The sequence below is a fragment of the Dictyoglomus sp. LHC4 genome (assembly GCF_055181355.1).
In genome coordinates this window covers 225579-249793 of the sequence record NZ_CM143707.1, presented here as the reverse complement: position 1 = coordinate 249793, position 24215 = coordinate 225579, and the positions used below count along the sequence as shown (strand labels likewise).

General features: G+C 31.9%; 24 protein-coding genes. 9 read left to right on the top strand and 15 right to left on the bottom strand.

Annotated features, from left to right (window positions below):
* Positions 1 to 112 precede the first annotated feature (112 nt).
* On the top strand, positions 113 to 1267 hold the full coding sequence (locus ACY3JO_RS01225) for an NADP-dependent isocitrate dehydrogenase (protein WP_463085681.1): 1155 nt from the start codon (positions 113 to 115) through the stop codon (positions 1265 to 1267).
* Here ACY3JO_RS01225 and ACY3JO_RS01220 read toward each other — a convergent pair.
* The 5 genes from ACY3JO_RS01220 to ACY3JO_RS01200 are packed head-to-tail and all read right to left on the bottom strand — an operon-like array spanning position 1256 to position 5224.
* On the bottom strand, positions 1256 to 1897 hold the full coding sequence (locus tag ACY3JO_RS01220; RefSeq protein WP_463085003.1) for an HAD family hydrolase: 642 nt from the start codon (positions 1895 to 1897) through the stop codon (positions 1256 to 1258). The two genes, ACY3JO_RS01225 and ACY3JO_RS01220, sit on opposite strands and share 12 nt — an antisense overlap.
* A 3-nt stretch (positions 1898 to 1900) precedes the next feature.
* Entirely contained in the window at positions 1901 to 3292 is a 1392-nt protein-coding gene (locus tag ACY3JO_RS01215) for an HD-GYP domain-containing protein (RefSeq protein WP_463085002.1), read from the bottom strand.
* A gap of 3 nt (positions 3293 to 3295) precedes the next feature.
* Positions 3296 to 4117: a ParB/RepB/Spo0J family partition protein gene (locus ACY3JO_RS01210; RefSeq protein ID WP_463085001.1), complete on the bottom strand. Its 822-nt coding sequence runs from the start codon at positions 4115 to 4117 to the stop codon at positions 3296 to 3298.
* The gene (locus ACY3JO_RS01205) at positions 4107 to 4883 is read right to left on the bottom strand and encodes a ParA family protein (protein WP_463085000.1); all 777 of its coding nucleotides are present in this window, start codon (positions 4881 to 4883) and stop codon (positions 4107 to 4109) included. Before ACY3JO_RS01205 ends, ACY3JO_RS01210 begins: the two co-directional genes overlap by 11 nt.
* Before the next feature lie 35 nt (positions 4884 to 4918).
* Positions 4919 to 5224, bottom strand: coding sequence for a ferritin family protein (locus tag ACY3JO_RS01200; RefSeq protein ID WP_463084999.1), 306 nt, complete (start codon positions 5222 to 5224; stop codon positions 4919 to 4921).
* A 220-nt stretch (positions 5225 to 5444) separates the two neighbouring features.
* On the opposite strand from ACY3JO_RS01200, the gene pstS reads away from it, so the two are divergent.
* From pstS to ACY3JO_RS01185, 3 genes are all read left to right on the top strand, one after another.
* A complete protein-coding gene (pstS, locus tag ACY3JO_RS01195; protein WP_463084998.1) occupies positions 5445 to 6470 on the top strand; it encodes a phosphate ABC transporter substrate-binding protein PstS in 1026 nt (341 codons plus the stop codon).
* A 77-nt stretch (positions 6471 to 6547) separates the two neighbouring features.
* Positions 6548 to 7204: a DNA/RNA nuclease SfsA gene (sfsA, locus tag ACY3JO_RS01190; protein WP_463084997.1), complete on the top strand. Its 657-nt coding sequence runs from the start codon at positions 6548 to 6550 to the stop codon at positions 7202 to 7204.
* Entirely contained in the window at positions 7191 to 7826 is a 636-nt protein-coding gene (locus ACY3JO_RS01185) for an N-glycosylase/DNA lyase (protein ID WP_463084996.1), read from the top strand. The genes sfsA and ACY3JO_RS01185 overlap by 14 nt, the downstream gene beginning before the upstream one ends.
* A gap of 1 nt (position 7827) precedes the next feature.
* Here ACY3JO_RS01185 and ACY3JO_RS01180 read toward each other — a convergent pair whose 3' ends face one another.
* Both ACY3JO_RS01180 and ACY3JO_RS01175 read right to left on the bottom strand, forming a co-directional pair.
* Positions 7828 to 8796: a glycerophosphodiester phosphodiesterase gene (locus ACY3JO_RS01180; RefSeq protein WP_463084995.1), complete on the bottom strand. Its 969-nt coding sequence runs from the start codon at positions 8794 to 8796 to the stop codon at positions 7828 to 7830.
* Positions 8777 to 10033: an MFS transporter gene (locus ACY3JO_RS01175; protein ID WP_463084994.1), complete on the bottom strand. Its 1257-nt coding sequence runs from the start codon at positions 10031 to 10033 to the stop codon at positions 8777 to 8779. Before ACY3JO_RS01175 ends, ACY3JO_RS01180 begins: the two co-directional genes overlap by 20 nt.
* Positions 10034 to 10120: 87 nt before the next feature.
* Between ACY3JO_RS01175 and ACY3JO_RS01170 the strand changes: the two genes are divergently transcribed.
* Positions 10121 to 11557, top strand: coding sequence for a CehA/McbA family metallohydrolase (locus tag ACY3JO_RS01170; protein WP_463084993.1), 1437 nt, complete (start codon positions 10121 to 10123; stop codon positions 11555 to 11557).
* 29 nt (positions 11558 to 11586) lie between these two features.
* On the opposite strand, the gene ACY3JO_RS01165 is transcribed toward ACY3JO_RS01170, so the two are convergent.
* The 7 genes from ACY3JO_RS01165 to ACY3JO_RS01135 all read right to left on the bottom strand — a co-directional run bounded on the left by ACY3JO_RS01165 (position 11587) and on the right by ACY3JO_RS01135 (position 18932).
* The gene (locus ACY3JO_RS01165; RefSeq protein ID WP_463084992.1) at positions 11587 to 12417 is read right to left on the bottom strand and encodes an SDR family oxidoreductase; all 831 of its coding nucleotides are present in this window, start codon (positions 12415 to 12417) and stop codon (positions 11587 to 11589) included.
* Positions 12418 to 12429: 12 nt separating this feature from the next.
* A complete protein-coding gene (gene gndA, locus ACY3JO_RS01160) occupies positions 12430 to 13842 on the bottom strand; it encodes an NADP-dependent phosphogluconate dehydrogenase (RefSeq protein ID WP_463084991.1) in 1413 nt (470 codons plus the stop codon).
* 1 nt (position 13843) lies between these two features.
* Positions 13844 to 15346 carry a gluconokinase gene (locus tag ACY3JO_RS01155; RefSeq protein ID WP_463084990.1) on the bottom strand — a complete coding sequence of 501 codons (1503 nt, stop codon included), beginning with the start codon at positions 15344 to 15346 and terminating at the stop codon, positions 13844 to 13846.
* Positions 15331 to 16338, bottom strand: coding sequence for a D-isomer specific 2-hydroxyacid dehydrogenase family protein (locus tag ACY3JO_RS01150; protein ID WP_463084989.1), 1008 nt, complete (start codon positions 16336 to 16338; stop codon positions 15331 to 15333). The genes ACY3JO_RS01155 and ACY3JO_RS01150 overlap by 16 nt, the downstream gene beginning before the upstream one ends.
* The gene (locus ACY3JO_RS01145) at positions 16326 to 17801 is read right to left on the bottom strand and encodes a tagaturonate epimerase family protein (RefSeq protein ID WP_463084988.1); all 1476 of its coding nucleotides are present in this window, start codon (positions 17799 to 17801) and stop codon (positions 16326 to 16328) included. The genes ACY3JO_RS01150 and ACY3JO_RS01145 overlap by 13 nt, the downstream gene beginning before the upstream one ends.
* 91 nt (positions 17802 to 17892) lie before the next feature.
* A complete protein-coding gene (locus tag ACY3JO_RS01140; protein ID WP_463084987.1) occupies positions 17893 to 18423 on the bottom strand; it encodes a chromate transporter in 531 nt (176 codons plus the stop codon).
* Entirely contained in the window at positions 18402 to 18932 is a 531-nt protein-coding gene (locus ACY3JO_RS01135) for a chromate transporter (RefSeq protein WP_463084986.1), read from the bottom strand. Before ACY3JO_RS01135 ends, ACY3JO_RS01140 begins: the two co-directional genes overlap by 22 nt.
* A gap of 91 nt (positions 18933 to 19023) precedes the next feature.
* Between ACY3JO_RS01135 and ACY3JO_RS01130 the strand changes: the two genes are divergently transcribed.
* Entirely contained in the window at positions 19024 to 20046 is a 1023-nt protein-coding gene (locus tag ACY3JO_RS01130) for a hypothetical protein (protein ID WP_463084985.1), read from the top strand.
* A 1-nt stretch (position 20047) separates the two neighbouring features.
* Entirely contained in the window at positions 20048 to 20809 is a 762-nt protein-coding gene (locus ACY3JO_RS01125) for a hypothetical protein (protein WP_463084984.1), read from the top strand.
* Between the two features lie 39 nt (positions 20810 to 20848).
* Here the strand turns inward: ACY3JO_RS01125 and ACY3JO_RS01120 are convergent, their stop codons facing one another.
* Positions 20849 to 22189, bottom strand: coding sequence for a glutamine synthetase family protein (locus tag ACY3JO_RS01120; RefSeq protein ID WP_463084983.1), 1341 nt, complete (start codon positions 22187 to 22189; stop codon positions 20849 to 20851).
* 223 nt (positions 22190 to 22412) lie between these two features.
* Between ACY3JO_RS01120 and ACY3JO_RS01115 the strand changes: the two genes are divergently transcribed.
* Positions 22413 to 23603 (top strand): O-antigen ligase family protein, encoded by a 1191-nt coding sequence (locus ACY3JO_RS01115; RefSeq protein ID WP_463084982.1) that lies wholly within the window; start codon positions 22413 to 22415, stop codon positions 23601 to 23603.
* Between the two features lie 145 nt (positions 23604 to 23748).
* Complete coding sequence (locus ACY3JO_RS01110) at positions 23749 to 24201, top strand: Hsp20/alpha crystallin family protein (RefSeq protein WP_463084981.1); 453 nt, start codon at positions 23749 to 23751, stop codon at positions 24199 to 24201.
* Positions 24202 to 24215 lie beyond the last annotated feature (14 nt).

The following is a 24215-nucleotide window of genomic DNA, read 5'->3' as shown; positions in this document are numbered from 1 at the left end:
TTCCCTCTTATATTATTTATAATATTATAATCCTTCAAGAGATTATTTTTAAGGAGGTAATGATAAAGTGATAAAAGTAAAAAATCCAATTGTAGAACTTGATGGAGATGAAATGGCAAGAGTTATGTGGAAATGGATAAAAGAAGAGCTTATATTTCCTTATCTTGATATACCTATAATCTATTTTGATTTAGGAATTGAAAATCGTGATAGGACAGATGATATGGTAACTTTGGAATCCGCTAAGGCGATAAAAGAATATAAGGTAGGGGTGAAATGTGCCACTATTACTCCTGATGAGGAAAGAGTAAAAGAGTATAATCTAAAAAAAGCTTGGAAAAGTCCTAATGCCACAATAAGAGCATATTTAGATGGTACTGTTTTTAGGAAACCTATTGTTGTAAAGAATATTCCACCTTTTGTTAGAACATGGAAAAAGCCTATTATTATTGGGAGACATGCATATGGAGATATCTATAACGCCTTTGAATGCAAAGTGGAGGGTAATGTTTCTTTGGAGGTAAATTTAAAAAACTCTGAAAACAAAAACTTTTCGGTTCATAATTTTGATGGAAAAGGTGTATTTATGGTTATGCATAATACAGAGAAGTCTGTTAGAAGTTTTGCAAAATCGTGTATAAACTATGCCTTAAGTGAAAAAGTTGATCTATGGTTTTCCGCAAAAGATACTATATCAAAAATTTATCATGGTTTTTTTAAGGAAATATTTAGAGATGAGGTAGAAAAAAGAAAGAAAGATTTTGAAGACAATGGTATAAGTTATAAATATTTTCTTATTGATGATGCAGTAGCCCAGATAATAAAAAGTGAAGGTGGAATTTTGTGGGCTTGTATGAACTATGAGGGTGATGTAATGTCTGATATGGTCGCTGCAGGTTTTGGAAGTCTCGGATTAATGACATCAGTTTTAGTATCTCCCTCTGGAGAATATGAATATGAAGCTGCCCATGGAACTGTAAGAAGACATTATTATGAGTATTTGAAAGGTAATAAGACATCTACTAATCCAACTGCTTCTATCTTTGCATGGACTGGAGGTATAAGAAAAAGGGGAGAATTAGATGGGGATAGTGATGTGATAGAATTTGCTGATAAGCTTGAAAAGGCAGTGATTATGACTATTGAAAGTGGAATAATGACAAAGGATCTTCAACCTCTTGCAGTACCGCCTGTTGATAAATATGTAGATACGGAAACTTTTATAAATAGTGTTAAGAAGAATTTAAAGAAATTATTAGAGAAGTAAATCCTTAAAAAAATGTAAGATATCATTTAGATCTTTAAAAATAAAATTGGGAGATGCCTCTTCTAACCTTTCTGGAGGGACAAATGGAGAGTAAACTCCAATAGTTAATACCTTAAGTTTTTTTCCCATTAAAATATCTTGAGGGGCATCTCCTATATATATAATCTCATAAGGAGATAAGTTCATCTTTAGTAACATCTTCTTTAAGGGCATAGGATCTGGTTTAGGTTTTTCTGAATCTTCCCAAAAAATCCATTCATCTATAAATCTTTCAGGATGTAAATAGGGGGTTTCCAATTCAATATCTTTTTTTGTGCTCGCAGTTACCACTCCCAATTTAAGGCCAAAACCTTTTAAGAAATTAAGAATTTCTTCTGCCTTCTCTCTCCATCTAACCAAGGAATAGTCAAAATATTTTTTCCAAAGCTCATCTACTTTTTCCCAATATTCTTTTGGTAAACCATGATTTTCATATATTTCATACCAATTGGGAGAAAAGTTTTTTCTATATTCTTCTTCTTTTATATCTATACCAAAAAGGGAAAAAATCTTTTTTGTGGTTACAATACAAGCTGTATAGGAGTCTACTAATGTACCATCCCAATCCCAAATTATCCCTTTAAGTTCCATGGTTTATATAATTGTAAAAAATACTTCTACTAAATTTGGATCAAATTGGGATCCTGCGCATTTTTTTAGCTCTTCTATTGCCTCTTCTTTTGTCTTTGCTTTATTATATGGTCTTCCCGAAGTCATTACTTCGTAGGCATCAATTATTGAAAAAATTCTTGATACAAGGGGAATTTCTTCTCTTTTTAATCCCCTTGGATATCCTTTACCATTCCACCATTCATGATGTGTTAGAATATATTCTGCAATTTTTGTTAATTCATATGATGCTTCTGCTATTCTATATCCTACCTCCGGGTGGGTTTTTATCTTTTTAAATTCTTCCTTAGTAAGGGATGTATTCTTTTTTAAGATTTCAGAGGGTATGGTAATTTCTCCTATATCATGAAAATGGGAAAGAAGTAATAAATCTTCTCTTTCTATATCAGAAAGATACAGTATATCAGACATTCTTGTGGCCAATTCCTTTATTCTTTCTTCATGTACCTTACTTTCGTAAGAATTTGCCCAAAGTAATTCCTTTAATGTTTGAAGGACTGTATCTCTAAATCCTTTTCCTTCTATTAATTTATTTCTATACATTCTATCTTCGGCCATTTTTAATATTTCATCTATTTTGTCATTCTCTAATTCCTTTGTAGCATATCCTAAAGCGATACTTAAAGGTATAGGGGTTTGATCATTATTTTTATTATATTCTTCACAGTTTTGCTTTATTCTATCACATATTTTTTCTGCTATTTCTTTAGGGGTCTTAGGAAAGATTATTACAAATTCATCTCCACCCCATCTGGCAATAATATCCTCTTTTCTACACGATTTTCTTAAAACTTCCGCGATACTTATTAAAAGTTCATCACCCTTTTCGTGTCCAAAGGCATCATTTACTAATTTTAATCCATTTAAATCCCCCATTAATATGCTTATAGGAAGCTGTCTTTTTGTATCTAATCTTTTTAATTCTTCTTCAAAAAAGGCTCTATTATAAAGGCCTGTAAGCTTGTCATGAAAGGTTAAATATTGAATTTCTTTTTCCATTCTCTTTTTCTCTGTTATTTCTTGAACTATCTCTACAGCACCTACTATATCTTGATTTTCTAATACGGGATATCCTTTTATATACCAGTATCTTCCATCGGGAGTTACCACTTCTCCTTCAGCAGGTTCTCTCTTCTTCATTGCTCTTACTACTGGACAATTAATACAGGGTTCTTTCCTTTGATGCCATAATTTATAACAATGTTTACCTATTATCTCTTCTTTTTCAAGTTTTAAGGATTCTGCTGCCGAAGAATTGACAAAAAGAATCTTTAGTTTTTCATCCAAGAGAATTATAAACTCCTTTAATGTATCAAGTATTAAATTTTCAAAAATCTTTCCATTTAGTTTTTTCATATTCTACTCCAGAAATAATCTAATAATATTTTCTAACTCTTCCATACTTTTATATTCTATAGTAATTTTCCCTTTATTGGGGGATTTAGGTTGTATCTTAACCTTAGTACCTAAATGCCTTTGTAGTTTTTCTTCTATGGATCTTATTTCTGGAAGATCTATATTTTCTTTTACCTTTTTCTTTTTTACCAAATCTTCTGTTTCTCTTACTGAAAGCTTTTCCTTTATAACCTTTTGGGCAAGAAGTTTTTGAAAGTAAGGGTCATCTACACCAAGAAGAGTTCTTGCATGACCATAGGTAAGATTTCCTCTTCTTACCTCTTCTTGGATTTCTGGAGGAAGCTGTAAAAGCCTGATAAAGTTTGCTACCTCAGACCTACTAATTGCTAATCTCTCTGCTAATTCTTCTTGGGTCACATTAAAGGTTTCTATATAGTATTGGAAGGCTTTTGCTTTTTCAATAGGATTTAAATCTTCTCTTTGAAGATTTTCTGTAAGAGCAATGTCCCAAGCTGTTTGGTCATCAATATCTTTTATGATTACAGGTATTTCTTTTAGACCTGCTACTTTTGCAGCATGGTATCTTCTCTCACCTGCTATGATTTCATATAAATCATCCTTGGGCCTTACAAGAATAGGCTGTAAAAGTCCTACATTTTTTATTGAGTCTATTAATTCTTGTAGTGTCTCAGGGTTAAGGGTCTCTCTTGGTTGTTTTGGATTTGGAATAATTTTATCTATGGGAACAAATTCTATTACTTCCTTTTCATTTTCACCAAGAAGTGCTTCCAAGCCTCTTCCTAAGCCCTTCTTTTTAAGAGACACGTTCTACCACCTCTTTGGCTAATTCTTTGTATGCTTCTGCTCCGGTAGAATCAGGATCATATTCAAATATGGAAAGGGAATAACTTGGTGCTTCACTTAAACGAACATTTCTTGGTATAAGGGTTTTAAATACTTTTTCTTTGAAATAATTATGAGCTTCTTCTACTACCTGTTGAGCAAGGGTAGTTCTTGAGTACATGGTAAGAAGTACACCTAATATATCTAAATCTTGATTTAGGTTTTTCTTGATTATATTTATAGTCTTTAAAAGTTGGGATATCCCTTCTAAGGCATAATATTCACATTGAAGGGGTATTAATACAAAATCTGAAGCAACTAAGGCATTAACTGTAAGAAGACCAAGAGATGGAGGTGAATCTATAATAATAAAATCAAAATTATCTAAGATTTTTTTTAATAACTCTTTTAATTTTAATTCCCTAAATAACATTGAGACCAGTTCAACCTCTGCTCCTGCCAGATCTATATTAGAAGGTATTAGAAATAGGTTTTCTCTTATAGGATTTTTCCCATCCCTTAATGGATATATAACTTTTTCTATAGGTACCTCCTCTATAAGGGCTGAATATAGATTGGGTTTTTTGTCCTTTAATGGGGAAATCCCACTGGTAGCATTTCCTTGAGGATCTCCATCCACAATAAGTACTTTTTTCCCCATTTCTCCTAATGCATATCCTAAATTTATAACTGTAGTAGTTTTACCTACTCCTCCTTTTTGATTGGCCACAGATATAATCTTCCCCATTCTATCCCCTCAAAAATGTTTCACGTGAAACATTTTTATCCTTTTACCTCTTTTATCATCTCTTCTACTTCTTCTTCGCCTTTTTTGTAGAACTCCATTTCCTCTTTATATAATTCTTTCAAAAGTCTTAAAAATTCACCCGCATGAACTTTTTCTTCGTTGGCTATATCGTAAAGGACCTTTTTAGCAAGAGAATCATCAGTAGCTTCTGCGATTATTTCGTATAGTTGGATGGCTTCATACTCTGCAGCAATAAATAATCTTATAGCTCTGATGAGTTCTTCTTTTGTGATTTTTCTTTCTGATCCTAATACTGAAAATGGTGTACCAAATTCTGGCATTTTTGCTCTCCCTTTCAAAAAATTTTTATTTATTATATTATAACACAAATTATCTTTAACAGTTATTTAACCTTTTCTTGTATAAATTTAATTGAAGATTAAATAGACTTTAAATTATAAAAAATAGAATCTATAATGGAAATAATTGGAAGGGGAGGTGAAATTAGTTAAAAATAAGATTTCTTTTAGGAATATTAATTCTAAAAAGGGAGGGAAATTCATGAGAAAGGTTCTCATTTTAGTGTTTTTACTTTTTCTTTCTTCTATATCCTTAGGTCAAAGTATTCTTATAAATGGTGCGGGAGCAACTTTTCCCTATCCTCTTTATTCTCGTTGGTTTTATGAGTTTGAGAAGGAAACAGGCATCAAAATAAATTATCAATCTGTAGGAAGTGGGGCGGGTATTCAGCAAATAAAGGCAAGAACAGTAGATTTTGGGGCAACAGATGCACCTCTTTCTGGAAAGGATCAGGAAGAAAGTGGTTTAATAATGATACCTACTGTTATAGGTGCTGTTGTAATGATCTATAATTTACCTAATATAAATAACTTAGTACTCACAAGAGATCTCATAGCAGATATATATCTTGGAAAAGTAAAGAATTGGAATGATCTTAAAATAAAAGCGGTAAATAAAGATTTAAATCTTCCCAATATGCCTATTATTGTGGCAAGAAGATCTGATGGTAGTGGTACAACTGCTGTTTTTACCAACTTTCTTTCTGCTGTGAGTTCGGAGTGGAAGGAAAAAGTTGGAGCGGGTACATCTGTTAACTGGCCTGTAGGAATAGGTGGAAAAGGTAACGAAGGAGTGGCAGGGGTTGTTAAAAATACTATAGGGACTATTGGATATGTAGAGCTTGCTTATGCAAAGCAAAATAATCTTCCTTATGCCAAAATAAGAAATAAATTTGGTAATGTGGTAGATGCAACTTTTGAGACTATAAAGAGTTCAGCAGCCTTCTTTAAGATACCAGATGATTTTGCAGTATATATAGTAGATGCTCCTGGAAGAAATAGCTATCCTATTACAGGTTATACTTTCTTATTGATACCCAAGGAACAGAAAGATTTAGAAAAAGGAAAAGCTCTTGTAAAATTTGTTAGATGGGCATATGAAAAGGGAGACAAATATGCTGAGGAACTCTTATATGTACCTCTTCCCGATAATGTGAAGAAATTAGCCCTTAAGAAATTGGATCTTTTAACCTATCAGGGCAAAAAAATAGTAGATCTTTTGAAGTAAATATAAATAATAACCTGTTCTATTTTGGGAGAAAGGAAACATATTCCTTTCTCCCTTTTATGTTATAATTCATTAATATGAGACTTCCTCCTTTAGAATCAGCGGAAGTTATAAGAAGAGAAAAGAGATTCAGGTTATTTATAAAGTATGATGGAAAGGAAATAGTTTCATATCTTCCCAATCCTGGTAGACTAGAAAATATAATTTATCCTTCATCGGTGGTTTATATAACTAAGAAAGAAGGAGAAAAAAGAAAAACATCTTTTGAGACTATTCTTGGGGTGGAGAGTGGAAATCTTGTTTCTTTAAATGCGTCCTTAGCCAATCGTCTATTTGAAGAAAATCTATATAGATTTCCTGTAAAGGTCAAGGAATTAAGAAAAGAGTTTACATATCATGGTAAAAGATATGATTTTCTAATAAATAATAAAATACTTGTAGAGGTAAAATCAGTTACATTAGTAAAAGATCATATAGGATTATTCCCAGATGCACCAACTGTAAGAGGTGCAAGGCATTTGGAATATATGGCAGATTGGATTTTTGAAAAATGGGTTGTGTTTGTGGTACAAAGGGAAGATGCTAAGTTAGTAAAACCAAATAAAGATCTTGATATGAGTTTCTTTCTATCAGCGAGACTTTTAAAGGAAAGAGGAGGAATATTTTTTGCCTTTACTTGTAATATAGATCTTGATGAGATAAGTTTTAAGGAATTTATAGATGTGGAAGTATAAATCAGCAGTAGAAAAGATAAAAAGTATAGAAGAAGAGGCTTATCCTCTTGTAGAGAAAAGAATAAGGGAATTTGAAAATTTAGGAAAATATGGAACTGAACTTGATCTTTTTTCAGAGCTTTCCTTTTGTGTACTTACTGCCAATTGGTCTGCTCAAGGAGGTATAAAGGCCCAAAATTATATAGGAAAAATAAACTTTGCAAGACTTTCAGAAGATGAGTTAGCAGAGAAGTTAAAAGAAGTAGGCCATAGATATCCTTTAATAAGAGCTCGATTTATTGTGGAAAATCGTAAGCTTATTGGAAGCTTAAGGGACCTTTTTAATCTACCTGAGAAAGAAGCAAGAAATATTTTGGTAAAAGAGGCAAAAGGGATAGGTTGGAAAGAAGCAAGCCATTTTTTAAGAAATATTGGCAAGTTGGATGTGGCCATTCTTGACAAACACATTTTGAGGTTTCTTTTTAATGAAGGAATAATCAGGGAGATTCCAAAAGCTTGGACAGAAAAAAGGTACGAAGAAATAGAGGCAGAATTTAAAGAGCTATCCCTTTTACTAAATAAAGTCTCAGGAGAATTAGATCTCTATATATGGTACCTATTAAAAGGGAGAGTAGATAAATAATCTATACTAAGAAATTTCTTATATCTTTTAAAGTAAAGATTAATTCTCCTACTTCTCTTACCCGAATCTTTATCTTTGGATTTTCTTCCGTTGTTTCTATCTCAAAATTAACCCTTTCTCCTATATTCCATATAAAAGGTATCTCTTTATTTATCTTTATATTTCCACCTTCTATACTTAGTTCATCTATATGTAGGGGAATGATATAGTTAACTGCTTCAAAACTTATTAAATTATTTCCTTTTTTGACACTATCCTTATCAATCATTTGAAGAAAATAGGATAAATAAGGACTATTAAACACTATATCTTTCCCTCCTTTGATACCTTCTAAAATTTTGTCAGGAAAATCCGTTATGATAGCGAAGGTATCTCGTTCTTTAAAATATTTTGCTTTTTCCACATCATTTACAGTCCAAGATATGGTAGCTTTAAAATAAGTCCTATAATCATCTGTAACATAGTTGTAATTTGGTTTTAGAAAATCTGCAATTTGGAAATACTTCTCTAACTCTTCAGATCTTGGTTCGTGGACATAAAGAAGTCCTATTTTTGCATTTTCTTGAAGCCTTAAAGCGTAAAGTCCCTTGTGCCAAAAAGAGGATATCACATAATTTTCTAAGGAAAAATTCTTAACCATTTTGTATGTATCTATAAAATCCTCAGGGTTTTTTACTTCTATATCTACAAATTTGTTTTTACTTTTAACAAGATCTAAGACCTCTGATAGGGTTGGTATATTTTCCCCTTGAATATTTATCCTTTTTAAGTTTTCAAATTTTGTTCTTCTTATGTTTAGATCTATTCCTGTAAGCCTTTTAAGATTTTCATCATGAGAGATTACAAGAATTCCATCTTCTGTTTTTTGTACATCAAGTTCTATACCGTCCGCCATTTTTAAGGCTTCTTCAAAAGACTTCATAGTATTTTCTGGATAATATGCGCAACCCCTATGTCCTAAAATTAACATCTGTTTTTTTCTCCTTTACTTCTAAGATTGAGATTAGGGCAAGTATGGCAAAAAAGGCAGAAAAAGGAAATATGATAAATCGCGTTTTAAATATATCCGCTAAAAAGCCAGCTGATGGAGGAGAAATAATACTGGCAAGTTGGGAAGAAAAATAATAAAAACCGGTATAAGTACCTTGAAGTTGTAAAGAAGCAAAATCTAAAACCATAGGTAGAGAGTTTATATTTATTAATGCCCAAGATATTCCTCCAATTATAAAGAAATATCTTATTATATTCATGTTTTTTAAAATAATAAGCCCCATTAAGGTTACAATCATACCCAATATCCCCAAAAGAATAGCCTTTTTTCTACCAATCTTTTTGCCAATGAAACCTGATGGAATGGAAAATATCATAAAGGATAAGGATAAAATTCCCAAATTTGTTTTGGCAAGGGTTTCTCCTACAGATGGGTCAAGACCAGATTCTAATGCCATATACACAGAATAGAAGGTTTCTATTGCATTAAAACTTATAAACCAGAATAAAATGGCTATTAGTAAAAATATAAGATTTTTATCCCTTATATTTAGAAGGTTTTTAAAAGATTCATTCCAGGAGACCTTTTCTGAAGATTTTAAAACTATGGAATCTTTATGCTCTTTTACAAAGATAAATAAGATTAAAACAGCTATAATCTGTATAATTCCAACGATAAGGAAACCTAAGGAGCGATTTTCAGCTGATATCCTTCCAACAAAAAAATAGGCAATAAGAGCTCCTAATCCCCCCATAAAATTTATAATCCCATTGGCAGGAGATCTTTCCTCAGGAGGAACCAGATCAGGCATTAAAGATATTACAGGACCTCTTCCTATTCCTTGTGCAATATTCATTAAGAAAATTACAAGGATAGACAGAAGTAAAGAAGGAGTATTTATTCCCCATATAAGAGGAATCCAAGGAATTAGGGCAAATAATATAGCTCCTAATGGAAGAGAGCTTATAATATATGGCATCCTTTTACCAATTTTAGTAACGGTTCTATCGGATAATGCTCCTATTAATGGTATAAGTAAGATAGCAAGGATATTATCAAGATTCATTACCCATCCTACAACAAAGCTTGAAAGCTTATAAGTTTTCTGAAGTATGATGGGAATGTCAGAGTTATAAATAGCCCATAGGAGAGAAATGGATAGGAATCCAAAACCAAGAAGGAAAATTTTAAAGTAACTCACATTTTTATTACTCATTAGCTATCTCTCCTCTCTCATATGAAGTATTTTAACATAAAAATATTTAAGTTATAATACCATTCATAAAGGGGGATATATGAGGATATGAGTAATGAATTTCATTTTAATATAGAGCTTTATCCTGAAGACTCTAAGAAGCTTATCCCTATAGATATAGAAATCCCTGATGGAATAAGAGAGATTGTAATAAAAGGAATTTTAGAACCAGAAAGTATATCCTATGAGGAATCTAAAAGGCTCATTATTGATGCTCTTAAGAAATATGTATCACAAGGATTTGAACCATTAGATGTAAAGAATAATCAGATTTTAGAAAAAATATGGAGAGAGTTTTCTCCTTTAAAGAACATAGTTAATTTGAGGATTATTGATTCGGAGGGGAAATTTAGAGGTACAGGTGATAATAGATTTACGAAGGGTATTCCAATTAAGATAGGAGTAGAGGAAAGTACCCTTGGTTGTGTTACAGGTAAGATTTCCCCAGGAGAGTGGAAATTAATATTAGAAGTAAAGCAGATTTTAAAAAGATGTATATTAAATATAGTAGTCTTTTTGAATAGGGAGAACACTACAAAAATAGCTGATCCTATTCTTCCTTATACTTCTGTTTTGCGTGAATGGGAAAGTAAAGAGGGTTGGGTAAAAGGTGATTTTCATCTTCATTCTAACCATAGTGATGGAGCTCTTTCTATAGAAGAGCTTGTTAAATTTAGCATTAAAAGAGGATTGGATTTCATTTTCTTAACTGATCATAATAAAATTTCGGGATATCACACTATAGATGACGAAGGATACCCTATATTTGGAGGTATTGAGTTTACTACCTTTTGGGGACATTTTTTAGGTCTTGGAATCTATGATTATATCCCTTGGGATCTTGTAAATCCTGATGTGGGGATAAGAAGATTAGCTGAGAAGGTACATTATCAAGAGGGAATATTCTGTATTGCCCATCCCTTTACTCTATCTTATCCCATATGTCCTGGTTGTAGATGTGAAATATCTATAGATTATGATTACGTGGATGCCATGGAGGTATGGACAGGTACCTTTAGTCTTAGAAAATTTGAAATAACTGAGGGAATAAAAGAATGGAGAAGGATTCTAAAAGATGGATATAAAGTTACAGCTATTGGAAGTTCTGATATGCATAAAATAGAAGATATAAGAGATGATATTCCTGTAAATTATGTTTATGTAGATAGTCTTACCCTTGAAAATATTATAAGGAGTGTAAGAGAAGGTAAAGTATATGTTACTTCTGGACCTAAAGTAGAATTCTATATAAATGATAAAAATATAGGTGAAACTTTAAGAATGGATGATGATATAATTTTGAAATACTCTTGTGAAGAGGAAGCTGATGTGAAGATTATATACAACGGAGAAGAATTTATTAAAATACCTAAAACAAAGAAAGGAGCTTTTCAAATAAGATTTGAGGGTAAAGGTTATGTGTATTTAGAATTTTGGCAGGGAAATAAACTTCTTGCCTTTACAAACCCTATATATTTAATGTAAAGAGAGGAGCGCCTTTGCTCCTCTCTTTTTTATACGCCTGAAAAGGCGTTGAATCCACCATCAATTGGGATTATTGCACCTGTTATAAAGGAACTGGCTGGAGAAGCAAGCCAAATAATTGTGCCAATTAGTTCTTCAGGCTCTCCAAATCTTCCCATTGGTGTATGATCTATTACTGCTTTTCCACGGGGAGTTAAAGATCCATCTTCATTTAGAAGTAAATATCTGTTTTGATTTGTAATAAGGAAGCCTGGGGCAATAGCATTAACTCTGATCTTAGGAGAAAATTCTTTTGCTACATATACTGCAAGCCACTGAGTAAAGTTTGCAACTGCCGCTTTTGCAGCTGAATATCCTACTACCCTTGTAAGAGGTCTAAAAGAGGACATGGAAGCAAAGTTTATAATTACCCCACCATCTGGATTTTCTAACATCATCTTGCCAAAGACTTGACTTGGAATTATAGCTCCTGCAAATAGGTTTATGTTTACAACTTTTTGTATTGATTCTACTGGAAGATCCCAAAAAGTTACCTTATCAGATGTAACTGCTTCTGGTATATTTCCTCCTGCAGCATTAAGAAGAATATCTACTCTTCCAAAGGCGCTTTTTACCTTTTGGGCTACTTCCTCCACATTCTTTTTATCTAAGGCATTCATTATGTATCCTTCTGCAGTAATTCCCATACTTCTTAATTTCTCTACCTGATTCATAAGAGCTTGTTCATTGATATCTGTGAGTACAATTTTAGCTCCTGCTTTTCCTAAACCCTCAGATATGGCAGAGGCTAATATACCTCCCCCACCTGTAAAAAAGGCTACTTTATCTTTTATATTGAAAAGCTCTTCCACATAACCCATTTTATTCACCTCCTATTCTAATTTTTCCCATTCAGTATGGAAGATGCCTTCTCTATCTGTTCGTTCATAGGTATGGGCTCCGAAGAAATCTCGTTGAGCTTGAATAAAGTTAGCAGGAAGATTCTCAGAAGATAAAGCATAATAGTAGTCAAGAGTAGAATTTAGAGTAAGAAGAGGAATAGATAGAGATCTTCCAATTTGAGATATTCTTTTTACTGAGGAAGTTTTATCTTTTATAAAATCAATAGCCAAAGGAGATAGTAATAGATTTGCATTAGCGGGATTTTCTTTTATTATTTCCCTTAAGAAATTTAAGATCTTTGCTCTAATTATACAGCCACCCTTCCATATTCTAAGCACCTCAGATAGATCTATTTCGTATCCAAAGGTTTTTGAGGCTTCGTCAATTAGCCAAAGACCTTGAGAAAAGGATATAAATATTCCAAAAAGTAAGGTTTTTTCTAAATCTTTTATAACCTCTGTTTTATTTAAATTTATATTATCCATTTCTTTATAGGCTATTTGAGATAGTTTTATTCTAAGTTCTTTAAAATGAGAGATGATTCTTCCTTCTACAGCAAGATTTAAGGTTGGGGTTGGTATACCTAAATCTAAAGCAGTTTGAGCTGTCCATTTTCCAGTACCTTTTTGCTCAGCTTTGTCCAGTATAAGCTCAACCAAGGGTTTTCCTGTTTCTGGATCTTTGTATCTCATGATCTTATAGGAGATTTCCATAAGAAATGAGTTAAGTTCTCCTTTATTCCATTCCTCAAAAAGGTCACCTATTTCTTCTGATGTCATCTTTAATCCTTTTCTCATGATATCGTATACTTCAGAAATGATCTGCATAATTGCATATTCAATTCCATTATGGACCATTTTTACAAAATGGCCTGCTGAATCATGTCCTACATATGTACAGCATGGACCATCTTCAGTCTTTGCTGCTATTTTGAGAAGCATTTCCTCTACTAAACTATAGGCCTCTTTAGTCCCACCAGGCATTAAAGAAGGACCATGCAGAGCGCCATACTCTCCTCCTGAAACCCCCATACCTAAAAATAGAATGTTTTTTTCTTTTAATTCTTGGAGTCTTCTTGAGGTATCTTTGAAGTAAGAGTTACCTCCATCTATAATAAGGTCTCCTGGTTCTAAATAATGGAGAAGTTCATTTATAACATCATCTACTGGTTTTCCTGCCTTTACCATAAGAATTATTTTTCTTGGTTTTTCTAATCCTTCTACAAAACTTTTTATGTCATAATATGGAGTAATTTTTTCATCTTTTACTCTATTTTTTAAAAGTTCCTCTGTTTTCTCGGGTGTTCTGTTATAAACAGCCACACTATATCCCTTTCTTGCTATGTTTAAAGCAAGGTTTTGTCCCATTACAGCAAGCCCTATAAGCCCCACAAAACTTTTCATTTTAAGAACCTCCCTTTTTTAATTGAGTATGGATTGAAAAGGCTTCTTTTAAATTTTTCGTAAGATATATAAAAAAGTCAAATCTTTTCTTATAATATTCAATCTTTTCTTCCTCTGGCTTATAAATCTTTTTGATTCTTACCATTTTTTCAGTAGCTGATCTATATGAAGGATATTCTCCTATCATTGTGAAACCTAAGATAGCTGAACCTAAAAGAGCAGGTTCATCGGTATCTGCTACAGCTACATCCATACCCATTATATTTGAAAGAGTCTGCATCCAGGTGTCTGATCTTGCTCCACCCCCACCAGCCCTTACTTCTTTTATCTCTATTTCTAATTCTTTTAAGGTTTCATATAGCATTCTTATAATATAGGATACTCCTTCCATACCTGCCTTTATTACATGGGCTTTATTGTGATGGGGACGAAGTCCAAATAAAACACCTGAGGCTATGCTTCCTATGTCTGGATTTCTTTCTCCTGTAAGATAAGGAAGGAAGAAGAGGTCATCAGAATCAACATATTTTGTCATATTAGTTTGTTCCTCATAACTCATATTAAACATATTATCTCTAAACCATTTTAGAATAATTCCTGCATTGTTTATTCCTCCGCCTGGAAACCACTTATTATCAAATAAATAAGGTACTTGTATTCTCATTTTTTCTGGATTATCAAAGATAGCATTATGATATGGTACTCTAAACATGGCGGTAGTACCAATATTTATTATTCCTATTCCATCTCCAGCTAATGCGCCTATACCTGTACCTACAGCACCACCATCATAAAGTCCTACTCCTAAAAATACATCACCTTTTAGACCAAGAAGATCTAAGGTCTCTTTGGGAAGTTTCCCTAATATTTTATCTCCTGGAACTACAGTAGGAAGGTTTTCCTCTTTTATACCTAAAAAATCTAAGACATAAGGATCCCAATTTAGGGTATGAATATTTAGAAGCTGAGTTGAGGAATCTATACTTGGTTCTGTATATGCCTCTCCTAAGAGTTTATATATGAGAAATGATTTAGAACCTAAATAATATTTAGCAGAATCAAAAATTTCCCTATGTTTCTTTTTTAGCCAATATATTCTTACAAATGGATAATAAAGAAGAGGGGGACAACCAGTCCTTTTATATATCTCCTTAAAATCTACTTCTTTTAAAAGGTCATCAAAAATTTCTCTGGATCGGGTATCAAGGAGAGTTATTATTCCTGTGAGAGGCTTTTTGTTTTTATTAAGTGGTAAAAGACCAAACATATAGGAAGATGTTATTAAGATACTAATTCTTTCTTCAAAACCTTTTACTATTTTTCTCACCACTTCTACAAATATATTAAATATGGTCTCTGGATTATGCTCTGCCTTTCCCAAAGCATCCTTTTCTAAAGGTAATTCTTTTTGTATAAGGGCTAAAATTCTACCTTCCTTATCAATAATTCCACTTTTTATATTTGTAGTTCCTAAATCTACGGCTAAAACTAAATCTTTCTCCATGGCAATTTCTCCAATACATCTTTATTTATGATTTCATCAGGAATTTCTTTATTGACTATTTTTTCTACATCTGAAACTACTTTGTCTCCCATACCTTTTAAGCACTCATAAGTATATGCAGAAATATGGGGTGTTACTAACACATTATCCATATGTAAGAGAGGATTTTGAGGATCTGGTGGTTCATCCTTCATTACATCCAAGCCTACTCCTGCAACTTTTCCTGATTTTATAGCTTTAATCAATGCTTCTTCATCCATTAATTCTCCTCTTGCTGTATTTACTATGATTACTCCATTTTTCATCATGTTAAATTCTTTCTCTGATATCATATACCTACTTTTTTCATTTAAAGAGGCATTAAGGGAGATAATATCTGATCTACTTAATAATTCTTCAAGGGATGCTGGCTCTACCCCCATTTGTTTTAATTTTTCATCTGGGATATTGGGATCATAAGCTATTACTTTTGCATTAAAACCATTTTTAAGGATTTCTCCTACCCTACTTCCAATATTTCCATATCCTATAATTCCTACAGTTTTATCTTTAATTTCCCAACCTATAAAGTTGGCCCTTTCTTCCCATTTACCTTCTCTGGCTTTTAGAGATGCTTCTCTTATTTTCCTCATTACCGCCATTAATAAGGCAATAGCTGTTTCTGCTACAGCTTCTCTTTCTACTACTCCTGGTACTTTAGTTACGATTACTCCCTTCTCTGTAGCAGTTTTTATATCAATGTTGTTATAACCTATACCATGGCGCGTTATAAGTAGGGTTTCATCTTTATATTCAAAGAATTCTCTATCATAAAATGGGGTCACACTTGCTATAATAATATTAAATCCCATAAGTTTTTCTGCTAATTCCTTACCATGCATATTGCCAGGAAGGGTGAATCTTTCTATGTTACCTATTTTTTTGAGTCTTTCTATATGTTCAGGAAAATATTTACCAAAACTACTTGAATTAACGATGGCTACTTTGTACATTTTTTTTCCTCCTCAAAAAGTTCCTGAAGATGTCTTTTTATATTTTCATATACAAATTTATAATGATCTTCCTCATATTTATCTAATATGGAATATATATCTTCCCTCTTCTCGTCCAAGAGAATGCCATATGATATATGGAAAAGCTGTCTTACTTCTTTTTTGGAAAGAAAAGCTAATAGATCTTCTTTTATTTCCTTTGGGAAATCTTCCTTCTTAATATCTACTTTATAGGCTTTTTTGCTTTCCTCCAAATTTTCAAGAGATATGTTGTATAGCTCTAAGAATAAATCGGGATCAAGTTTTGCTATTACTTTAACTGCCTCAAGCCAACTGGTACCTGATGTCTTGATATGGAAACCTCCCTGAGTAATTTTATAAAAGATCTTATAAATACTGAATTTATCGCTTCCTGAATGTAGACTTAATCTATATCCTTCCAGATTTTTAGCTAATGTATAATGTTTTACAAGAGATTCTTCAAACTCTTTTATATTGCCTTGGTAATCAATTCCTTTTTGAAATTCTCCTGGAAATTTGGGGGCAAGACTCTTAAAGTCAATTCCCTTTTGATGGAGGTATTCAACCACAAATACATGATCTTCTGGAGTGGTATCCCTTTCTCCTTCATCAATGGAAACCTCTATATCAAATTCAGGTAATTTACTTCTTAGAATATCATAAACCATATCTACAAAGGGCATAGTATTTTCGTAAATTATGGCAGATTTGCAAAGTTCATCATAAGAAAGTTCAAAGTATTGGTCTTCCGAGATCTTTACTTTTCTACCAGCATACTTTTCAATTATCTTTTTTGAGGTACCTGATATTTTTTCAAATTTTTCTTTTAATTCTTTTTGAGAAAGGGAGGATATTTTTTGTATCAGATCACTTATATCTAAGGTATACATAGTGTACCCAGCATCTATTGCTTCTAAAAGATATTTTTCATCTTTTATGTGATCTGCATCTGCACCATATTCTCCTTGATAATTTGCTTCCAAAATTCCTAATACACTTTTAAGCAGTACATCTTTAAAATCTCTATGGGTTTTGATAAGTTCTCTAGGAGACTGTTGGGCAACTATAGGGAAAAGATTATATTCTTTTAGGGCAGAAATTTGAGCTGAGGTTACTAATCCTAATCTATCTCCAGTACCAAAGGAAGTTTTTCTTTTACATATGGAAGGAGATATCTTTATAAAATTATTAATTTTTTTGTAATTGTCAAAATTCAATGGGTATAGATTTACATAAAGGTTAAGTTCTTCTATCTTTTTATTCTCAGGAAAATAAGGATCTTGTAGGTAGAAAGAATTAGAGTCTGTCAAAAATCCAATCCTTTTTTCCTTGTTTGTTTTTGCTACAAAAATATAAAAACTTTCATTAATTCTTCTTAAAGAGGATGGGTATACAATGATTGAAAGAGATTTTAAAAAATCTTCTAAAAGGTTGGTTGTCATTTTATATGCCCTCCAATTTTTTCATAATTATTAAAAAATAAGCTACATTTTGATTAAATTCTACCATATTTTTACGTACTATACAATAAATCTATTTAAAGAATAAATAAAAGATTTCACCTATAATTCCAGAAACGAGCAATATTCTTATTAAACTCCATTTTGCCTTATAACCTAAAAATAATGAGATAAAAAATAGAAGTAAGCTAAAAGGATCAGATATAGAGTCTTTTAATATACTGTAAGTCCCAGACATAATAAGGGCAAAGGTGAGAGGTGAGAGGAGAGAAAGATATAGATCTACCTTTTCTTTTCCAATATTATGGACAAAATAAGATGTCAGATATACTAAGATAAAGGGGGCTAATACAGAGCTAAAAGTTGCTGCTAAGCTACCTAATATTCCCCCCATTTTATAACCTATAAAAGTTGCTGAATTTAGGGCAAGAGGACCTGGTGTTACTTGAGATATGGCAACCACATCTATGAATTGAAGGTTAGTAAGCCATTTTGTCTCTTCCACAACTAAATGCCTTATTAGGGCGATGATAGCATATCCACCCCCAAAACCAAAAAGACCTATTTTAAAAAAGACTTTTGCTAACTCTTGAAGTATACCCATAAGATTATTACTATAAGAGATGGAATGATTATATAAATAGGATTGATTTTAAATACAATCAAAATTAATGATAGAAAAAGAAGAGAAAGAAGGCTAAGAGTATTCCATTTTCTTTTTTTAAAAATTTCGAATACTGCAAGGACCATAGCAGAAGCAATAGCAGGTCTTAGACCATAAAAGAATCCTTGTACTATTTTTAATTTTTGAAAATTTAAAAAGAAGATGGCTATGACAAGAATAGATACGAAGGATGGTATAACTACAGCTAAGGCAGATATAATAGCTCCTTTTATTTTTCCTAATTTATATCCTACAGAGACAGCAAGATTGAAGGCTATAGGACCTGGAAAAAGTTGGGCTAAGGTAAGGGTTTTTATAAATTCTTCTTCATCCATATATTTTCTCTTTTTAACAATCTCCTCTAAGAATAGGGGGATCATTACATATCCCCCGCCTAAGGTTAACCATCCAATTTTTAAGAATATAAAAAAAAGATCTGTAATTTTCATGGATAAATATTATAATACATAATTTTATTATGTGGTAAAATAAAAAAAGATTAAGAAAGCGTTAAAATCCTTAATTTAAGGGGGCATAGAAATGAAATTTCCAAAGGGTAAGCCTATATATGAGGATACACCTTCTGCTCTAATTAATGTGAAGGAACTTGTAGCATGGATTCATATGGAAAAGTTTAATGGAGTATTAGAGGGAAAGGTTGGAGATATTACTACCCAAATACTTATTACGGATGGTGATCCTCGAAAGGCATTTACCTTTACTGATAGTACAATTTTGGTTCAAGATGATGAAGCTATTGAAACTTTCGTTACTGATGCCATGATGAGGGTTTCCTCTATATCTTTATATGTTCTTGAAGATGAAATCATAAAAAGCCTACTTATTAGATTATTTATTAATCCTGTTTTAAGTGGTGAGGCTAAGATATTTGATTCTATGGGTATGATAGAGAAACTTATGGAAAGGGGGCAAATAGGGCATATCTTTTTAGATTTTAATACTGAAAAACTTCACTTTCTCTTTTATGATGGAAAATATTTAGGATATTATTCAGAGAAAGATGGTAAGATGCGTCAAGATGAAGATAAGATAAATCTCATAAATTATTTAAACAGTAAATCAGGATTTTTGATGCTTCATATTGTTTCTCTAAAAGATTTTGAAGATTTAAAATTTCCATCTTTAAGATTTGGTGAGATTGAGAGAAATACAGAATTTATAGCTGAAATTCTTACTTCCTTTCTAAATTATTTGGTCAGAGCCTATACAGGAATTGGAATTTATCCTGAAAAGATAAGGAAAATTATAGGGAAGATATATAATGAAAATGGGGGATTGTTGAAAGATATTTTAAATATAGATAATGGTGAATTTTTACTAAGTAATAACCCCAATGTGAGCTGGTATGAATTGGTTAGTAATTTTGCAATATTAATAAAAAATATAAATTCAGAGGTTTCAAAACTTTGGGGGAAGAAAATGTCAGATCAGAAATATATAGATGTTTATAAAGAGTTTTATGAAAGTATAAAGAGTAGTCCAGAAATGTCTCAAGTGTTTTCATATTTAAATCCTGAAAATCTTGAGAGGGTAGGAGGGTGATATGGAAGACAAAGTGAGACTGGTAGAGATTTTGTTCTTTATAGGGCTTCTTCTTGTCATTATCTTTTCAACAATTCCCTTATTTAACATTAATATTCCTGAAAATATTTATAAAATAATTTATCTTCTTGTGGAATTTTTAGCTTTTGTCGTGGCTTTGATCTTCTTCTTTAAAATTGATAGGAAACAAAAATTATGGCTTGGTTGGCTTTTTATCCTTTTAGGTTTTTTTATCTATCTTTTAAGTGATTTTCTCGATATAATTTTTAAGTTTGAAAATACTCAAATGTTAAAGCTTTTGTCATTTATACTAAATTTTGTTGCCCTTTTACTTTTTATTATATTCCTAAGCAGTTCTTTAAGGGTAAGATTGAGTTTTAACGAGAATTTTCTTCTTGTAATTAATGCTATTCTCCTCTTTATCTTGATTTTGCAGGTAGGTATATTACCTACTCTACTTAATAGCACTATGCTTCTCGAAGATAAAATTATTAATACATTGTTTTTGATAGGAGACTATATGCTACTTGTTGTTTTTATGATTCTCTTTCTAACTATTACTACTAATTTCTGGGGTGGAGAGATCGCTAAAAATTATTACCTTTTAACATTAAGTATTGCCCTTCTTTCCATATCTAATTTAATATTTTCGTATATACTTGGATCCTATGAACTTTTTAAAATAGATAGGATAATCTATTTAGGAGTTTATATGGTTATCGCTTACTCCATAGTAAAGGAGGGAGTACTTCATGAGGCATGATTATAAATATAATAAAGGAGGGAGAAATCTCCCTCCTTTTTATAGTATTGGTAGATATGTTTCTAACTCATAAGTAGTTACTTGTCTTCTGTAATTATCCCATTCCATCTTCTTATTCTCTATAAAGTTTGTAAATACATGATCTCCTAAAGCATTTCTTACAAGTTCACTCTTTTCAGTAATCTCTATGGCTTCAATTAAACTTCCTGGAAGATTCTCTATTCCTCTTTTTCTTCTTTCCTCTTCTGTCATATGATACACATTCTCTTCTACAGGATCTGGAAGAGGATATTTCTTCTCTATACCTTCAAGCCCTGCAGCTAACATTACAGCAAAGGCAAGATAAGGATTGCAAGCTGGATCAGGAGCTCTATATTCAATTCTTGTAGCTTCTTCCTTTCCAGGTTTATACATAGGAACTCTAATAAGATCAGACCTATTTCTCATAGCCCAGGAAATATAAACTGGTGCTTCATAGCCAGGCACTAACCTTTTATAGGAATTCACCCATTGGTTAGTAATTAGTGTGATTTCTTTTGCATGTTTTAAAAGGCCAGCAATAAAATGTTTTGCGATTGATGATAAATGATATTTATCATTTGGATCAAAGAAGGCATTTCTTTCATCTTTGAATAAGCTCATATGGACATGCATACCTGAGCCATTCTGTCCAAAAAGAGGTTTTGGCATAAAGGTAGCATATACACCATTTAAATAAGCCACTTCCTTTATTGCTAATCTTGCGGTCATAACTATATCTGCCATGGTTAAAGCTTCTGCATACCTAAAGTCTATTTCATGTTGGGAAGGGGCAACTTCATGGTGATTAAATTCAACTGTAATTCCCATTTCTTCCAGCATCTTAACGGTTTGATTTCTCAGATCTACAGCTTCATCCCTTGGTATTAGATCGAAATATCCACCCCAATCTAACACCTCAAGGGGTGGGTTTGGAGATTTGAAATAGAAGAATTCTAATTCAGGTCCAACATAGAATTTATATCCCATATTTTTGGCTTTATTTAACATCTTTTTGAGAACATTTCTTGGATCTCCATCAAAGGGTTTTCCGTTTGGTTCAACTATTGTAGCAAACATTCTTGCCACTTTTATTTCTTTTTGTCTCCAAGGAAGAATGGTGAAAGTTTCTGGTTCTGGAAAAGCAATCATATCACTTTCATCAATTCTTGTATATCCTCTAACAGATGAGCCATCAAATCCCAATCCTTCTTCAAAGGCTTTCTCAAGTTCGTGGGCTGTTATAGTGAAACTTTTAAGATATCCCAATACATCTGCAAACCAAATCTCCACAAAATAAATGTCGTTGTCTTTGATATACTTTAAAACTTCTTCTTTAGTTTTAGGAAAGCTGTTTGTCATTTTTTCCCTCCTTTAAGATTTGTTTATCAAAATTCCTTCATACATATTTATATATGAATAATATCACATACCACCCCTTCTAATAGTTAATAGAATTTTAAAATTCTTGTAATTATTATCAAAAATATGTCAATGTTTGATCTTTAGTATGATATACAGTAAAGAAATGCTTTTTAAGTAAAATTCTTGAAAAAATTGGTAGGTTGATGTATAAAGTTATGTTATGGAGAAAAAATTTAGTAGTAAATTAAATAATGTTAATCTTGAGATTTGGGGGTTGATCTTATCTACCTTTAGTTATATTTTTCAATTACCATATGCCATATATTTATCCATAGGTTTAAAGGTCAAAGAAGCATTGAGAAATATCTTTTCTGATAAATTGGATAAGGTTTTTATTTTAGGATTTATTCTATCAGGATTTGTTAGCTCATTAATCTCGGAGAGAAAATTAGAAGCCTTATTAGTCTCCTTTATACCTATTATATTTCTTTGGTTTTATATGTTAGGCAAATATAGGATATTATATTCCCAAAAAGTTATAGATTCTATTTTTAAGGGCAGTTCTTTCTTGGGTTTAGTCTTAACTTTATCTTATGTATTTAAAATTTCTATCTACATTGGTAATTTTGGGGTTATAGATGGGAATTTTAGTAGGGGACTAGTTTTAGGGGTAGGTATGCAAGGGCTTTCCTTACTTCTTGAATTTGGCATTATGGCAGGATTAGGAATTTTAATAAAAGAGGGCTTTAAATTGAAAACTCTTGTTTATTTATTGTTTTGTTTCTTAGGACTTTTTATTACCCAAACAAGAGGAGCCTTTTTAGGGCTTTTATTTGCTTTTTTGTTTTTGTTTTTTTCCAGAGAATTTTTTTATTTTCTTAAGAAATACTGGTATATATTTTTGATTATTCTTTTGATAATTTTTATGGGATTTAACCTTTTTATACCAAATCTTAAGTATAGGTTTTCGCATGTCTTTTCAAAAGGGAGCGAAAGTTCTATCTATGAAAGACTATACATATATAAAGGGATAATAAGAATGGTTAGGGATAATTTATGGTTTGGTGTAGGGCCTGGATGTTTTGTATATTATTTTCCTAAGTATGCTTTAAAAGATGATCCTAACGTTGAAAAGGAAATTTTAGAAATTCTAAGACATGCAGTAACCACTCATAATATATATTTTTATTTTATTACTGGATGGGGAATAATAGGGAGTTTCTTTTTCTTCTTTTGGCTATTTAGACAAATTTATAAGGGAATAAAAAGGGATTTTAACTTCGAGAAGAGAATAATCTTATCTATATTAATGGCATATTTTGGACATGTGTTTGTTGATGATTTATTCTCTATACATATTCCTTTTTTAATAGGGATATTACAAAACTATCATATTTATAGCCATAAGTAATAGGATTTTCTAAAATACCACCTCTCCTTTCTATATCTTCTTTTTACCCTATGGTCTTCAGGCTCCCTTGACAAAAATTTTTATGGGTATATAATATATATAGAAAAAATTAATATATATCAAAATCTGATGAGGAGGTGAGGCTATGTTAAGAAGATATTGGGATCCCTTTGAGGAAATAAGACATCTTCAAAGAGAAATGGATAGATTGTTCTCCGAATTCTTTGGAGAACCAGGAATTGTTGAGGAAAGGAGAGGGAGCTTTACCCCAGCTATAGATATGTATGAAACTGATGAAAATATAGTATTAAAAGTCGAGCTCCCTGGATTCAAACCAGAGGATGTAGATATTAGTGTAACAGAAGACAGTGTAGTTATCCAGGGAGAAACTAAAGAAGAGGAAGAAGTAAAGAAGGAGAACTTCTATAGAAAGGAAAGAAGACTTGGAAGGATTTATAGAAGAATAGATCTACCAAAGCCTGTAGTACCTGATAAGAGCGAGGCTGTATATAAGAACGGAGTACTTACCTTGACATTACCAAAGGCTAAACCTGAAAAGATTGAAGGAATAAAAATTAAGATTAAAGAAGAAAAGTAACTAATAAGGCATTA

Coding starts and splice junctions, on each gene's coding strand:
- ACY3JO_RS01175 (WP_463084994.1), bottom strand. CDS start 10,033: ATGAGTAATAAAAATGTGAGTTACTTTAAAATTTTCCTTCTTGGTTTT.
- sfsA (WP_463084997.1), top strand. CDS start 6,548: ATGAGACTTCCTCCTTTAGAATCAGCGGAAGTTATAAGAAGAGAAAAG.
- ACY3JO_RS01185 (WP_463084996.1), top strand. CDS start 7,191: ATGTGGAAGTATAAATCAGCAGTAGAAAAGATAAAAAGTATAGAAGAA.
- ACY3JO_RS01145 (WP_463084988.1), bottom strand. CDS start 17,801: ATGACAACCAACCTTTTAGAAGATTTTTTAAAATCTCTTTCAATCATT.
- ACY3JO_RS01135 (WP_463084986.1), bottom strand. CDS start 18,932: ATGAAAATTACAGATCTTTTTTTTATATTCTTAAAAATTGGATGGTTA.
- ACY3JO_RS01125 (WP_463084984.1), top strand. CDS start 20,048: ATGGAAGACAAAGTGAGACTGGTAGAGATTTTGTTCTTTATAGGGCTT.
- ACY3JO_RS01110 (WP_463084981.1), top strand. CDS start 23,749: ATGTTAAGAAGATATTGGGATCCCTTTGAGGAAATAAGACATCTTCAA.
- ACY3JO_RS01120 (WP_463084983.1), bottom strand. CDS start 22,189: ATGACAAACAGCTTTCCTAAAACTAAAGAAGAAGTTTTAAAGTATATC.
- ACY3JO_RS01140 (WP_463084987.1), bottom strand. CDS start 18,423: ATGGGTATACTTCAAGAGTTAGCAAAAGTCTTTTTTAAAATAGGTCTT.
- ACY3JO_RS01215 (WP_463085002.1), bottom strand. CDS start 3,292: ATGAAAAAACTAAATGGAAAGATTTTTGAAAATTTAATACTTGATACA.
- ACY3JO_RS01180 (WP_463084995.1), bottom strand. CDS start 8,796: ATGTTAATTTTAGGACATAGGGGTTGCGCATATTATCCAGAAAATACT.
- pstS (WP_463084998.1), top strand. CDS start 5,445: ATGAGAAAGGTTCTCATTTTAGTGTTTTTACTTTTTCTTTCTTCTATA.
- ACY3JO_RS01170 (WP_463084993.1), top strand. CDS start 10,121: ATGAGTAATGAATTTCATTTTAATATAGAGCTTTATCCTGAAGACTCT.
- ACY3JO_RS01165 (WP_463084992.1), bottom strand. CDS start 12,417: ATGGGTTATGTGGAAGAGCTTTTCAATATAAAAGATAAAGTAGCCTTT.
- ACY3JO_RS01205 (WP_463085000.1), bottom strand. CDS start 4,883: ATGGGGAAGATTATATCTGTGGCCAATCAAAAAGGAGGAGTAGGTAAA.
- ACY3JO_RS01200 (WP_463084999.1), bottom strand. CDS start 5,224: ATGCCAGAATTTGGTACACCATTTTCAGTATTAGGATCAGAAAGAAAA.
- ACY3JO_RS01130 (WP_463084985.1), top strand. CDS start 19,024: ATGAAATTTCCAAAGGGTAAGCCTATATATGAGGATACACCTTCTGCT.
- ACY3JO_RS01225 (WP_463085681.1), top strand. CDS start 113: ATGGCAAGAGTTATGTGGAAATGGATAAAAGAAGAGCTTATATTTCCT.
- ACY3JO_RS01150 (WP_463084989.1), bottom strand. CDS start 16,338: ATGTACAAAGTAGCCATCGTTAATTCAAGTAGTTTTGGTAAATATTTT.
- gndA (WP_463084991.1), bottom strand. CDS start 13,842: ATGAAAAGTTTTGTGGGGCTTATAGGGCTTGCTGTAATGGGACAAAAC.
- ACY3JO_RS01115 (WP_463084982.1), top strand. CDS start 22,413: ATGGAGAAAAAATTTAGTAGTAAATTAAATAATGTTAATCTTGAGATT.
- ACY3JO_RS01155 (WP_463084990.1), bottom strand. CDS start 15,346: ATGGAGAAAGATTTAGTTTTAGCCGTAGATTTAGGAACTACAAATATA.
- ACY3JO_RS01220 (WP_463085003.1), bottom strand. CDS start 1,897: ATGGAACTTAAAGGGATAATTTGGGATTGGGATGGTACATTAGTAGAC.